The organism is Reyranella sp., from assembly GCF_052439685.1.
Classification (GTDB): Bacteria; Pseudomonadota; Alphaproteobacteria; order Reyranellales; family Reyranellaceae; genus Reyranella.
The window spans coordinates 98,824-111,471 of the sequence record NZ_JBQVQG010000011.1 but is presented as its reverse complement, the minus strand read 5'-3'; the positions used below and the strand labels follow the sequence as shown (position 1 = coordinate 111,471).

General features: G+C 62.4%; 13 protein-coding genes and 1 tRNA gene. 10 read left to right on the top strand and 4 right to left on the bottom strand.

Features of this window, described 5'->3' with window-relative positions; genetic code table 11:
* The first annotated feature begins 331 nt into the window (after positions 1 to 331).
* Entirely contained in the window at positions 332 to 1,300 is a 969-nt protein-coding gene (locus ACT6UX_RS16100) for a hypothetical protein (protein WP_444776172.1), read from the top strand.
* Positions 1,301 to 1,598: 298 nt separating this feature from the next.
* Here the strand turns inward: ACT6UX_RS16100 and ACT6UX_RS16095 are convergent, their stop codons facing one another.
* The 3 genes from ACT6UX_RS16095 to ACT6UX_RS16085 all read right to left on the bottom strand — a co-directional run bounded on the left by ACT6UX_RS16095 (position 1,599) and on the right by ACT6UX_RS16085 (position 3,751).
* A complete protein-coding gene (locus tag ACT6UX_RS16095) occupies positions 1,599 to 1,979 on the bottom strand; it encodes a hypothetical protein (RefSeq protein ID WP_444776171.1) in 381 nt (126 codons plus the stop codon).
* A gap of 1,293 nt (positions 1,980 to 3,272) precedes the next feature.
* Entirely contained in the window at positions 3,273 to 3,473 is a 201-nt protein-coding gene (locus tag ACT6UX_RS16090; protein ID WP_444776170.1) for a hypothetical protein, read from the bottom strand.
* Positions 3,474 to 3,670: 197 nt separating this feature from the next.
* Positions 3,671 to 3,751 (bottom strand) — tRNA-OTHER (locus tag ACT6UX_RS16085).
* Between the two features lie 157 nt (positions 3,752 to 3,908).
* Here ACT6UX_RS16085 and ACT6UX_RS16080 point away from each other — a divergent pair.
* The 4 genes from ACT6UX_RS16080 (at position 3,909) to ACT6UX_RS16065 (ending at position 7,491) form a co-directional block, all read left to right on the top strand.
* Positions 3,909 to 5,216 carry a tyrosine-type recombinase/integrase gene (locus ACT6UX_RS16080; protein ID WP_444776169.1) on the top strand — a complete coding sequence of 436 codons (1,308 nt, stop codon included), beginning with the start codon at positions 3,909 to 3,911 and terminating at the stop codon, positions 5,214 to 5,216.
* Positions 5,217 to 5,317: 101 nt separating this feature from the next.
* On the top strand, positions 5,318 to 5,980 hold the full coding sequence (locus tag ACT6UX_RS16075) for a hypothetical protein (RefSeq protein WP_444776168.1): 663 nt from the start codon (positions 5,318 to 5,320) through the stop codon (positions 5,978 to 5,980).
* Positions 5,981 to 6,596: 616 nt separating this feature from the next.
* A complete protein-coding gene (locus tag ACT6UX_RS16070; RefSeq protein ID WP_444776167.1) occupies positions 6,597 to 6,899 on the top strand; it encodes a winged helix domain-containing protein in 303 nt (100 codons plus the stop codon).
* Entirely contained in the window at positions 6,880 to 7,491 is a 612-nt protein-coding gene (locus ACT6UX_RS16065; RefSeq protein WP_444776166.1) for a hypothetical protein, read from the top strand. Before ACT6UX_RS16070 ends, ACT6UX_RS16065 begins: the two co-directional genes overlap by 20 nt.
* A gap of 225 nt (positions 7,492 to 7,716) precedes the next feature.
* Here the strand turns inward: ACT6UX_RS16065 and ACT6UX_RS16060 are convergent, their stop codons facing one another.
* Positions 7,717 to 8,118: a hypothetical protein gene (locus ACT6UX_RS16060; protein WP_444776165.1), complete on the bottom strand. Its 402-nt coding sequence runs from the start codon at positions 8,116 to 8,118 to the stop codon at positions 7,717 to 7,719.
* An 88-nt stretch (positions 8,119 to 8,206) separates the two neighbouring features.
* On the opposite strand from ACT6UX_RS16060, the gene ACT6UX_RS16055 reads away from it, so the two are divergent.
* From ACT6UX_RS16055 to ACT6UX_RS16035, 5 genes are all read left to right on the top strand, one after another.
* A complete protein-coding gene (locus ACT6UX_RS16055) occupies positions 8,207 to 9,310 on the top strand; it encodes a hypothetical protein (protein ID WP_444776164.1) in 1,104 nt (367 codons plus the stop codon).
* A 102-nt stretch (positions 9,311 to 9,412) separates the two neighbouring features.
* The gene (locus tag ACT6UX_RS16050) at positions 9,413 to 9,643 is read left to right on the top strand and encodes a hypothetical protein (RefSeq protein WP_444776163.1); all 231 of its coding nucleotides are present in this window, start codon (positions 9,413 to 9,415) and stop codon (positions 9,641 to 9,643) included.
* A gap of 55 nt (positions 9,644 to 9,698) precedes the next feature.
* The gene (locus ACT6UX_RS16045) at positions 9,699 to 10,229 is read left to right on the top strand and encodes a hypothetical protein (protein WP_444776162.1); all 531 of its coding nucleotides are present in this window, start codon (positions 9,699 to 9,701) and stop codon (positions 10,227 to 10,229) included.
* 17 nt (positions 10,230 to 10,246) lie between these two features.
* Positions 10,247 to 10,615, top strand: a complete 369-nt coding sequence (locus ACT6UX_RS16040) for a terminase small subunit (RefSeq protein ID WP_444776161.1) — start codon at positions 10,247 to 10,249, stop codon at positions 10,613 to 10,615.
* The gene (locus ACT6UX_RS16035; protein WP_444776160.1) at positions 10,599 to 11,186 is read left to right on the top strand and encodes a terminase small subunit; all 588 of its coding nucleotides are present in this window, start codon (positions 10,599 to 10,601) and stop codon (positions 11,184 to 11,186) included. The genes ACT6UX_RS16040 and ACT6UX_RS16035 overlap by 17 nt, the downstream gene beginning before the upstream one ends.
* The last annotated feature ends 1,462 nt before the right edge of the window (positions 11,187 to 12,648 follow it).

The window sequence follows — 12,648 nt, the reverse complement described above, 5'->3', positions numbered from 1 at the left end:
GGAATGCAGACACGCAGCTCGACGCACGGGAGCCGGGGAGGGCCCACCTTGAGCGGGGGCACGCCCAAAGCGGATATCCGACAGCAGCGACCATGACCTCACGGTGCGTAGGTAGCCAAACATGGTCAGCCGGAGTGGCGCCCGGCCCGCGAGATTTCATCGAACCCGACAACTCGATCCATCTGCACATCCTGGCGGAACTCAGGCAGGAAGGTGGCGTTCCCCTCGCCAACTGAGGAGAATTGCAATGAATGGCATCATCTATCTGGTCGGGCTGGTCGTCGTCGTCATGTTTGTCCTGTCCTTCCTCGGTCTTCGGTAGGACACGATCATGGCAACTGCCACCACCACCCCCACCACCGCCGTTCCGGTCGAGACCGTTCCTTTCCGTTATCTCGATTGGGGGCCGGTGATTCTCGGCGCCTTGGGCGCGGCAGCCATGTCTGTCGTGCTGCTGGCTTTCGGCTCGGCGCTCGGGCTCAGCGTCGTGTCGCCTTACCCCTATGCTGGCATCTCGGCGAAGGGCGCCGCCATTCTGGCAGCGGTCTATCTCGCCCTCGTGATGGTCGCGAGCTTTGCGGCCGGCGGCTACATTGCCGGCCGCATGCGCTCGCCCTGGCGCACCACGGACGAGACGGAGAGCTACTTCCGCGATGGCGCGCACGGCTTCGGCGTATGGTCGATCGGCGTGCTGCTGGGTGCGGCCTTGGCGGCTTCCGGCGTCGGTGCCGTCGTCTCAGCCGCTGGGAAGGCCACGACCGCCATCGCGGCGGCCGGTACTGCGGGGGCGGCATCCAATCCCGCTCTCGGCCAGCTTTCGCTCAAGCCGACCGACTACGCGATCGATCGCCTCCTTGCGCCGGCTCCCGCTGCCGCACCTGCCGATCCTGCGGCGAACGCCGCTCAGCCAGGGGCTCAGGCGCCTGCGATGCAGGCGCGGCGCACGCGCGCCGACCTCGAAGCCCCGATGGCTCGCGCCCTCATGGCCGGCCTCACGACGCCGCAGCTCGACGTCCGCGACCGTACCTACCTTGCACGGGTGGTCTCCGAGCAGACGGGCATGTCGCAAGCGGAGGCCGAGAAGCGGGTGGATGACACCTACGCGGACCTGAAGGCAGCCGAGCAAAAGGCGCGCGACGCGGCGGAAGCCGCCCGCAAGACCGCGATCATTGCCGCTTTTCTCGCGGCGGCGACCTTGGCGATCGGCTGTGCTGCCGCTTGTGCCGGCGCGGCGCTAGGTGCCCGCCATCGCGACGAACGCACGGCTGTGAGCTTCCTGGGTGCGACGCGGTTCTGGTAGAAACTTCGGCTCACCGGCGCGGAAACACCGCGCCGGTGTCTTGCAGGTAACGGGCGGCGACGCGCCTTGCGCGCACTCTTCACTGATCGGCTGCATAGCCAAGAGGGCGTGGGCTGCAGGGGAACTGCCTTGCAGCGCATTTCCCCAATAGGAATCGCTCATTGCAAGCCGGCGGGTGAGCCTGCGCCAGTCTTCGATCAGCTTCCAAGTACAGAACGAACCATTTGGCCGGCACCAGGTATTTGCCTAGTGTCGCTTCTATTACCTTCTAGTCGCGTCATTTGCGGGGAACGGTCCGCTAGTTCGGCTTATTCTCTGGCATTGCGGAGATTGGGGCCTCCACCTGATTTCGAAGGACGTCAGCCAACTTCTTGGCTTCCTCGCGCGGAATCAAATAGTGCCGCCAGCCAAAGTGCGGATCGCGAAGGTGAAGGAGAGAGTCTCCCTGCATCATGTCAAGTTCGGCAAGCCATGCAGGATTGCGGGCGCAGACGACTTTTTGACCGGGAGCGAAGGTCGCAGAATGACCCGGCGTCATCGCCGCTCTGAAGCGGCCAAGATTTTCCAGCATCTCGTCAGTCTGCGCCGCATCGAGCGTCAAGACGACGGGCGGATTCGTGGAGACTGTCAGAGTCAAGGCGCGCCGATCACTATCTAGCTTCCACTCGAGCCCAGTCATTCGATCATTTTTCCCTTGGCTTCTGATAGCGAACCTACCAGCGCCAGCGACCTTGGGACTAGGAAGCCGAAACATCATGACGCTAAAGACCGCGGGAGCAGTTTCCAAGGTCCTGATTGGTAGAGCCGGGTGTGAATTCATCACCTGGAGCGCTGGCTCGACCTCCCCGCACTCTACTCATCGGCGACGTCCCGGTTGATCCCGGTACGTTACGACGGCGGTGTCTCTGCCTGGCGAAGACGAAGATGCGCCCCGGGCAAAGTGAACCCTCGAGTGCGAGCCGCGGTGTACGCGTCGAACGGCGCCCCCGGCCCTGGAGTGTGCCTTTGACCCAGGAGCCTGTTTCCACTCCTCACGACAGAGGGAGTGGCATCGTCGAGCCGATCCATGAGAAGGCGATGCCGGTATCTCCACCGGGAAGAGGCAGAGCAATCACTTGAGATGCAGCCAGCAGAAGCTCTGCAGTTTCGGAATCCGACGCCCGACGACGCGATCGAGCTGTTGCCTGAGACGAGGGCTCGACCGGCTCAAATCGCCAATTGGAACTGTGGACGGGAGGGTGTAGACGGCATCAATCCACGCTGTGTATCTTGATATACTTCACCGGCGATGCTAACGAGCGTGCGGGTGTGTCGGGGTGTGGGTCTGCAATGTCTGATTGCCATAGTCGATATGTACTTGCGGCGAGGCTGCGGGTTGTCAATGAACTCGCTCAATTTCGCGTCGATAACTCTGACGAGCGCCTGGCATCCTTGAAGGCTGCGATCGATAGCTGGCATGATGAAGTGGGGGCTTGGAGCAAAGCCAACATGAGCGAGCCCAGCAAGCAGAAGCTCAGTTAACGGGCCGATGCATACTGTTCCGCCACTTCTGTTCGAGTTCACGCATCTCGTGAGACAATAAGAGGCTGTCGGCGCCGCTCAGTCGTTCTGTTGTGGCAGCCACGACCTCGGCCAACGCCATTGTGAACTCGGCCTCGGTCAGTCTGTCCTGCGCGAGGCGAGAGCGGAGGCGCCCCATTAGCGCTTTAGCGTTTTTCATCGGTTTTGTTCTAACTCAGAATTTAGATCGCGAAAATATCTTTCCATATGCGTGCGCGTTCTAACCTTGGACGTGAGCCGTTCAGGAAGATATTGGGACTTAGGAAGCGTAGCAGCCACTAAGCCTCGTCAAAAGCCGACCTAACGCCGCGGAGGACTTCCGTCACCAGTCGCCACGCCGCTCGCAAAGGTTGTAGCGAATCGGGCAGGGGTTGTAGGGCGCCGGCTTCGCCCCGATACCGGGCGCGCCGCGCTAGTGCCAGAAGCCGGGCAGGTGACGACAGTCCCCGGTCTCGACGAACCGGCCGTTGAACGAGCCGAACTCGTGGTCCGTCTCCTGGCCGATCACCAGCCGGTCGACTCCGCACTGCAGGGTGGGGAAGCCGACCTGGTGCCGCCGGCTTGCGAGCCGGTCATGGACCGGCGACCAGCCGGACGGATGCCACGAGGTCAAGTCGGTGAAGTCGGCAGGGAAAGGGGTAGCAGGGGAACCTCCGTTGTATCGATCACAACGATACGGGACTTGTCCCCCAGTCTTCCCCCACTTCTCGCGCATTTTGGTGCTATTTCGTACTGTTTGACGACACATATCCACAGCGACGAGTCGCTGCGAATTCGCCGGAAAACCAAGCTATTTCAATGGATTGCGCCTGGCGCTCCCTACGGGATTCGAACCCGTGTTTTAGCCTTGAGAGGGCCATGACGCGGGCTAGGCGCTAAGTTTCCCAACATTTCCCGTTGTTGATGGAATAGGAAAAGCAGCTGCTTTCAGGCATTATCAGCCATCATCGGAAATGGCCGACAATTGCCGTCCTTTCCGCCCTGCTGCTTCCCCCGTGCTTCCCCGGCCAAGGGTGCCCGGTGGGATCTGGCCATGCGGAGGCCCTCTATGCCCAAGCTGACGAAACGCTACGTCGACACTGTGAAACCCGGTCCGAAGGACGTGATCCTGTGGGATGATGACCTGACTGGATTTGGACTGCGGGTGAAGCCCAGCGGGGCGATGACCTACCTCATCCAGTACAGAAACAAGGCGGGTAGGACGCGAAGGCTGGCGCTGGGGAAGGCCGCAGGGGGCAAGGGCGTTCTCGCTCCGGAGCAGGCCCGTACGCTGGCAAAGATCGAGTTGGGCGGAGTAGCAAAGGGTGAGGATCCGTCTGCCGCCCGTGGGGCCGACAGGAAGGGCCTGACGGTCGCGGACCTGTGCGACAACTACCTGACCGCGGCGGACAAGGGGATAGTCCTCGGCAAGCGCCGCCGGCCGAAGTCACCGCTCACGATCCGCTCTGACCGGAGCCGTATCGCCGCCCATATCAAGCCGCTGATGGGCTCGCTGCTGGTCAAGGCGGTGACCCGTCAGGACGTGACCAAGTTCCTGGAGGCGGTCCAGCTTGGAAAGAGCGCCGCGAAGGCCCAGAGGGGCACGGGAATGCGCAAGCGGGGCAAGCCGCAGGTGGGAGGGCCTGGCGCCGCGTCGCGCACTGTGGGGCTACTAGGCGGCATCTTCACCTATGCGGTGGAGCGGGGGCACAGGGACGACAATCCCGTTACAGGTGTGAAGCGACCGGCAGATCGAACCCGCACGGCTTTTTTGAGCGTGGACGACTACCGCAGGCTTGGCGCGGCGTTGTCGGCGGCCGAAGCGGCAGGGGAAAGCAAGGTCGCCACTGACGCGATCCGGTTGCTGGCCCTGACCGGATGCAGGCGTGGCGAGGGCGTGGGGCTGAGGTGGCCGGAGGCGGACTTGGGGCGCCGCGTGCTTCGCTTGTCCTCCACGAAAGAGGGTCACAGTCTGCGGCCGCTCGGAAGGCCCGCGACCGCGGTTCTGGAGCGCATAGCGCGGCATCCGGCCAGCGACCTAGTGTTCGCCACCGGCCCGGAGGGCAAGCCATTTGCGGGTCTGCAGCGAGCTTGGGAGCGCACTGCGGAGCGTGCCGGCTTCGTCGGCTTCAGTCTCCACACGCTCCGGCATAGCTTCGCCACAACGGCGAATGATCTCGGCTACAGCGAGCCGACCATTGCCGTCCTGCTGGGGCATTCCCGCGGCACGGTAACGGGGCGCTACATCCACCATGTGGACGACACGCTGCTTGCCGCCGCTGATCGTGTAGCCGGAGTCATTGCCCGCGCCTTGGCGGGTGAGAGTTCAGCCGAGGTTCTGCAACTCGAGCAGACCCGCCCTACGGTTTCCCTGTGATATCCTTCCAATCGGCGCGGCTAGGTTTGGCCGCCGAACACCCTGACCGTACAGGGCTGCCGCGCCGACCACCTTACGGAGCACTGATACGGAGGTCTGCAGTGTTCGATAACGAGTCCGGATCGCCAGAAGGGGATCGCGTTCTCCCTAAGCAGAGAAATCTGATCCTAGTTTTGGAGGCCATTGCTGACTGCAAAGACCTGAAGCCTGGGCTTATTACTCAGCCGTACCTAAGCGCACTTGCGAAGATTCCGATGCTCGCGCACTTAGACGGAGACCCGCATGTCGCGGCGCTTTTGGTGCGTATTGGTCTCACGCCTGAAAGACTCAGGAAAGAGCGTCAATCTATTCCCCCGATCGCCGCCTCTCAAGATCACTTTGCAGAGGGCTTCATTGGCGAGACCATCACGCCTGAAATGGCCGCACTCCGTCGATTGTCGGACAAAGCTAAACACGCTGTGCTCACTTCAGAATTTGTCGTGCGGACACTATTGGAAAAGCCTGAGGCAGAAGCTGTTCGGAAAGCATTGATTTTGCGGGCTTCGAACCAAGGAAAGGTGGGCGCGGATGCAATGCATGTCGAGCATCGGGAAAGGCGCGAGAAAATCCGCGCCGTTTGGGCTAGCGGAAAATATGCGACGAAGGTTCTCTGCGCAGAGCAAGAATGTGAGCACCACGATATGTCATTCGATACAGCGAGAAAGGCATTGAAGGGCGCGCCCGACCCATATCCCTGGCCGGGACAGCGACCATCCAGACGTTAGGCTGGCCTCTGCCCGGCAGAGGCCAGCCCCTGCCCGGCAGAGGTTAACGACTAGTCATTCTAAGAGGCGCACGGTGTTGATTGTTCATCGACAGTCAACAAGGAGCCTCTTGTGGCCGACAAGCACTATCGACCAGCCGGAGCCAGCGAGTTCCTTTTAGGCGAGTACGGCATCAAGCGAGCGCCCGGGACCCTTGCCAAGCAACGATGCTTGGGGGGAGACGCCCCAAACTTTCGGCGTCTGGGCCGCGCCATTTACTACGCTGAAACTGACCTACGGACGTGGGCTGAGCGCTCTCTCGGCACGACGTACCGCAACACATCCGATTCTGGGCAGCAGCATGCTGCCTGAAACGAGAAACGCCGAGACGAGGTGAAGTTCGTCCCGGCGCTGAAGTCGTCTGTCCCAATCCCAGCCAAGGAACCAGTCCAGTGAAGGCCACCATATCCAGCAACAAATCGGTCCGCAAGCGCAGCGTCCTTCATCAGATCGAGGCGGAACGTGCCAGGGTCCAATCCCTCCCGGCCGTCCGCTTGCTAAGGCACCGTTTCTCATTGCCGACCTCCACCGCTCTCGCCCACGTCGAGGCTTTCGGCATGTTTACGGGGGCTGACCGATGAAGCGTACCAGGCGCTATTTCGTGCAAGAGAGCGACGCCGCCCGGTTTATCCAGCCTGTCGGCCGCGATGCCTGGATGCTCGATCGCCTCTTGGAGGCAGGACCCGCAGGCTGCACATCGCTGGAGAACCCCGCGCCTCGCGTAAGCCACTACATCTTCAAGCTGCGGTCGGTCTATGGACTCGACATCGAGACCATTACAGAGCCGCATGACGGGCTCTACGCCGGCCATCACGCGAGATACGTGTTGAGGACCCGCGTAACAGCCCTCGGAGAAGGCGATGCCGCAAAGGCCGCTTAAACCCGGCCGACGGGTCAACGCGACCGGCCGCAGCGAGGGAGGCGCGCATCATGCGCGCTTCTACCGTTGGGAGTTGGAGTCGGCCGCGTTCCGGTGGCTCTCAGTGGCGGCCAGGGCGCTGCTGCTCGAGCTGAAGGGGCTCTACACCGGCAACAACAACGGCACCCTCTTCCTGAGCGTCCGTGAGGGCGCGCGGCGCTTGGGTATCGGGAAGAACCAAGCCGCCGCCGCCTTTGCCGAGCTGCAGGAGAGAGGGTTCATCCGCCCCAACATTGTCGGCGCCTTCAACCTCAAGGCGGAGGCCCGGCGCGGCAATGCCACGAGCTGGATCCTGACCGAGTTTCCCATCGGCGAAGCGAAGGGCGCCGGCTCCCGAGAGTTTATGCGCTGGCAGCCATCGCCGGAGCAGGAAAGCGCGCGGGCAGTGAAACGTGTTTCACGGTCTCAAAAGGATTCGACGGTCCCCTACAGGGGACAGACTGTGCCCGGAGCGGGGACAGTGCCTTCAAAACCACACCTAACTGTCATCGCTCCGGGGACACTTTCGGCTGAAATGGCCGATCGACGGTCCCCGCTGCGGGCACACAGATAAGTTACCATGGGGAGTCAGCGAACCAACATGCCCAGCACCTACGCTGAGGGAGCGAGAGCGCAGCGCGGGGCCCGCAAGGAAGCCCAAGCGCAAGCGCTCGCGAGGCACGACGCCAGACTTCCAGATTTCTTGCGGCGAAGCCGCTTCGGTCGGGACGATTTGGCTCCGACGAATCCATCGCGCGCGCGCCCAGCGAGGCGCAGGTCAACGTCGCCAAGCATCGAGTTACAGGTTCGCCTCGGAAAGCTTCCTAGGACCGGGACCGACGCGGACGAGTGCGAAGGGCTTGCTGGTGCCCCCAACATCCTTATGGGCCACCTGGCAACTGAGCAGCTCAGCGGATTCGGCGACGCAGTTCATGTGGATGACCGCTGCTTTGTCGGTCAGGTGGAACTGGGTGTCGAGCCCGTTCATCCGCGCGACGTAACCAACAAATTTCGCCGGCCTCCCCCAGTCTTGGGGGGAGTCGAAGGTCGTCCTTCCCTCACCGTCTACAAGAACGATCCCGACGTACTTGGGGCCAGTGGGCAACCGAACCACCCATGTGCCTTGGAGGGGGTGAGCCTGTGCGAAAGCGGAAGGCACGGGTGCGAGCAGTCCGATCAGCACGAGCAAAGCGCGGCGCATTTGATCAATCTACCACGGACAAGTTTAGCGTGAGCGTGTAAATTCAACCTAGCAGCGTCGGACGACGCCGCAACCCGGAGAGGGACAAATGAGTGGAGTAATTTCGGCCGTTATCGCCGTCGTCGCTGTAGCCAGCGCCGCCTCCTCAGTAACCGCCGCGGTGGCTGCGGGCGCGGTCACCTTGAGTGCCGTGTTCACAGTCACGGCGGCGATCGGCGCGGTGGTCTCGACCATCGGCGCGCTGACAGGCGACCGAACTTTGCAGACAGTCGGCATGGTCGTCGGGGCGATCGGAGGCGTCGGCGCCATCGCCAACAGTGCCGGCATGTTCGGTGCCGGCGCCACGGTCGAGGGCCTGTTCGGTGCGGGCGGTGACGTGGCCCGAAGCGGCGCCGACGAGGCCGGTTTCGCCATGACCGATTGGGCGAGCGAGGCCGCGAAAATTCCGGCCGCTTCCGCCACCACCTCGGCCGAAGTCGCAGCGAGCGCCGGCGGCGAGGCACTGAGTTCCGCGGTCCAGCCCGTCACGGTCAACGGCATCGCCGAGGCCGGCGGCTTCGTGAGCGACGCCCAGAAGGCCAATCTTGTGGCCGGTGGGCTGGGGCAGGGTGATGCCCCGACGGGCGCGGCGCTGGATCAGGTTACCGGTGTTACGCACCCGACGCCGGTCGACTCCTCGGTGGTTTCGGGTACACCTTCGACCGTACCAGGGGCGCCTACGGCTCCGACCGCCGCGCCGGTTGCAGCACCCACCACGCCGACTGCACCCACGACGCCGGCCGCCACTCCCGGCGCCGTATCCGGCACGGTCCAGACGAGCACTTCGGGCGCCTCGTCGCTGGGCGGACAGCTGGCCGCGAATGTGGGGACTGCGACCGATTCCGGCGGCGGCGCTTTCTCCGGAATCTTCGACTTCATGAACCGCAACAGCGCCATGACCATGGGCACGTTCCAGGCGGCGTCTTCGTTCATTGCGGGAGCCTTCGGCGGCAACAAAGAACCGGCACAGGAACAGCTCAATTACTGGCAGGCGCAGGCCGACGCCAACGTTGCCGCGGCGAACCTGCAGAAGCAGCGCCTCGCCAACATGCAGACCGGTGTTCCGACGGCCAGTGGCGGCGGGCAGATCACGGTGACGCCCCCGCGCGGCCTGATCAACAATCACCCCACTGTGACGGGAGTGCCGGCATGAGAATATCCCAAGGAAATTGGGAAATGACCATACGCCGAATTCTCTCAGGTGGCTGGTTTGGCTGGCCCATTATCTTTTCCTCAACCAAAAGGGGAGGAAGCCATGGAAATTACGCCCGTGAATCCGAAGTCCATGGAAGCGCCAGCGGTATTCGTCAATCACTTCCAGATGACGGTGCTGGGAGGGGGGGTGGTGCGATTATCGTTCGCGGAGGTGGCACCGCCGCACGAGCCAGTCTTTCGGTCAACGGTTCTCTTAGGGGTGGAGGATGCCCGCATGATCGCTCAGGCCATTCTCACCGCACTTGGAACAACCACGGGGGCGCCGTCCTAAGGGGGGCTATGCTTCCCAATGAGATGCACACCTATATGTCGTCTTGGGGGCCGGCATGAGCCTTATCAATGACCAGCTCGAAGACCCGCTCCTCAAGCAGATCGAGGCTGATATCTCGAATAGCCTGACACCAAGCAACCGCGCGGACTACGAGGCCGCAGTCTTGGCCAGCCCGCAGGGCGCAGAGGGCCTGCGGGTGCTGGCCAATGCCGATGACAAGGCCGAGGCGTGTGCCCTGCGCAGCGTGACCGCGGCACTAATGCTCTACAAGCAGAACGATGGAACGACGCCGCTGGAAGTCGTTCCGCCGGCGGCTGCGACTCTCATGCTCCTGGCAATGGACACGCTTCAGAAGGCGAACCTCTACACGCCAAGCAAGGAAGACGTGGCCAGGGGCGCCGGGATCCAGCTTGAGCAAGTCATGGCGGCCCTCGGATTGACGGTGCCGGTGTTCACACGGATGGCCGAGAAAACGAGCTCCATCGCGGGATCGCCTGAGGCACTGGAGAAAATCAACCGGAGCCGCGCCCCAACTGGTGATTTACGGTTGGACGTCCTGACGGGACCCCAAGGGCTTCCGAATTGAAACAGGGAGGCCAGAGCATGGCAAAGCCGCATAACGGCACCAAGACCAAGACCGCGTTGACCGCCGAATCAGCTTTGCGCTTGCTGGCACAGATCATTGACGCCGACCCGCGCCGCCTGGTCGATCAACATGGCAAGCCGAAGGGGGTGCATGAGCTGGACGACGCCACCGCGGCAGCTATCTCGAGCATTGAAATTGACCGCCACGGCGTCACAAAGGTGCGCTTCCACTCGAAACCCCGCGCCCTCAAAATGCTGATGCGCCATCTCGGGCTATTCGAGGCGGACAATAAGCAGCGCGCGCCCAGGCGCACCGTCAACGTCAGTTCAAATGCCGCCGCCGGTGAGGCGAAGGGAGAATCCCCCGCCGATGAAATCAAACACTAAGCCCAGATCAGGTCTGAATGAGCGTCGACAGGCGTTCGTGCAAGCCTATCTGTCCAACGGTCACAACGCGACCCAGGCCGCTATTTCCGCCGGGTACAGCCCCAAAACTGCGCAGGAACAGGGCTCCAGGCTGCTATCAAATGTTATGGTGCGCGCGATGCTGGCAACGAAGGCGGAGGAAGTTGCTGCAGTCGTGGAACTCGAGACCGCCCGCACCCTTCGGCACGTCGCGTGCGTGAGCTATAGCGACATCGGCCAGATGCTCGACGAGCAGGGCAAGCTCATCCCCATTCCCAAGATGGCGCCGGAGGTCCGTGCGGCCATCAAAAGCATCGAGTTCGACAAGGACACCGGGGGCGTCACGAAAATCGGGCTTTGGGACAAGAATGCCGGCCTGGAGAAGGCCATGAAGCATCACGGACTCTATGAGCGCGACAACGATCAGAGGCGGGAGGATCTCAGCCTTCAAATCGTTCTGGTTGGGGCCTCCACGGGGGCGATCGAGAGGGGGGTATTGGATTCCGAAGGCGCTCGCCAACCGCCCCGGCAGGATGGCCGGGCTCCTCACTGAGCCTGTCCTGTCTGTCGGCCCTGACCACCCGCCAGCTCCTGGCTCGTGTCGAGCGGATGCTCGTCGCGACTTCCTCCCGCAACCAGCCACCAAGCGATATCCCGCAGTTCTTGGGTGCCGGGCCGCGGAGACGGATGTGGACCACGGGCGCCCGGATAAGCAGATTCGGCGGGGAGAGCCGCCGTGACTGAGAACAATGGAAAACAATAGCCCTCCCCAGTGAAGTCCCCAGTCCCCAGAGATAGACTTTCTGACCAGACTCGCCCGTGGTTAGCCCTCAAGTCGGGGGTGCCGAAGATCGACACTAGGGTCGGTTTTCTGCCCGTAGAGTCGATTTGAGGGGCGGCGGCTAGCTCCCGTGCGTTCCGGCTAACAAATCGCGCTCAGCGAGTCAGATTTTGACTCCAGCGCCATGCCGCCAGCAGCCATTCCCCCAGGATAGCGTTTCCAGCGAATGAGGTGGCCTTGCCACTGGTAATGGAGGTCAAATGAACTCCGACGATCTAACGACTGCTCTCGGTCGTGCCGTCACCGCTGTTTGGGGAGACCTACCGGCAACCGTGCAGCATGACCTGTTCGAATCGGCCGTCCGCTTGAGGGGATCGAGCATGCGGGAGCCGCTGGCCGCTTTTCTGCATCACGTTCATCCGCGAACGGCTGACGGCGAGAAGCCGCCTAGAATGGTACCGGAGCCGGATAGCCTGGGTGGTTAGCGGTTGGGCCGGAGACCCACCAGCCACGCGGCGTGAAAAAGAATAGCCGTATGAAGCCAACCGCCATCGCGCCCACCAAAAGCAAGTCATCGGCGTCATACGTGGACGCGCCTGACATTGCCGCCCGATACCTCGTCTACAAACTCTACGATGCAACCGAGGGTCATCTCGGCGGCGAATGGCACGACCTGAGAGACATCGGAGAAAGACCGGAGACTGTTGCTAGGGCGTTGAGCGCGGTTGGACGGTCGTTCGTGAAGACAAGGGGAAGGCAAAGAGTGCCGCACTGACGCGGAAGGGACTTCGATAAGAGGCGGTGGAGGAAGACGCGAGAGCCACCCGCCGCTTATCGGGCCTTTCTTAGCGTAACCTCTAGTCCTAGGTTTGGTACGCCAACGCTTGCACCGCCTCGGGTCGTATCGACATGACCACGTCTTTGTAGGCTGCCATCCGCAGCTCGGAGACCTTGGCCTGAGCCATGGCGATACCCTCGCATTCGAACCCGACCTGTTGGGCACTCGCGGGGGCGGTCCCTCGTACGTAGTAGGTTTTCGTCTTCTGCATTGTCATATCTCAAAAATAGCCCAATTTCCTTCGTCGTTAGTCGGCGCCGCGGCTTGATCACCGATACGTCACAGGGCGCGTGCCTACCGGGTGCGCCGAAGCGCCAACCAGGCAAAGAAAAGTAGAAGCAGGACCGCGGCGAGGCCTCCAGCAAAGAACGGATACATCCCGTTCATCTCGTCGAA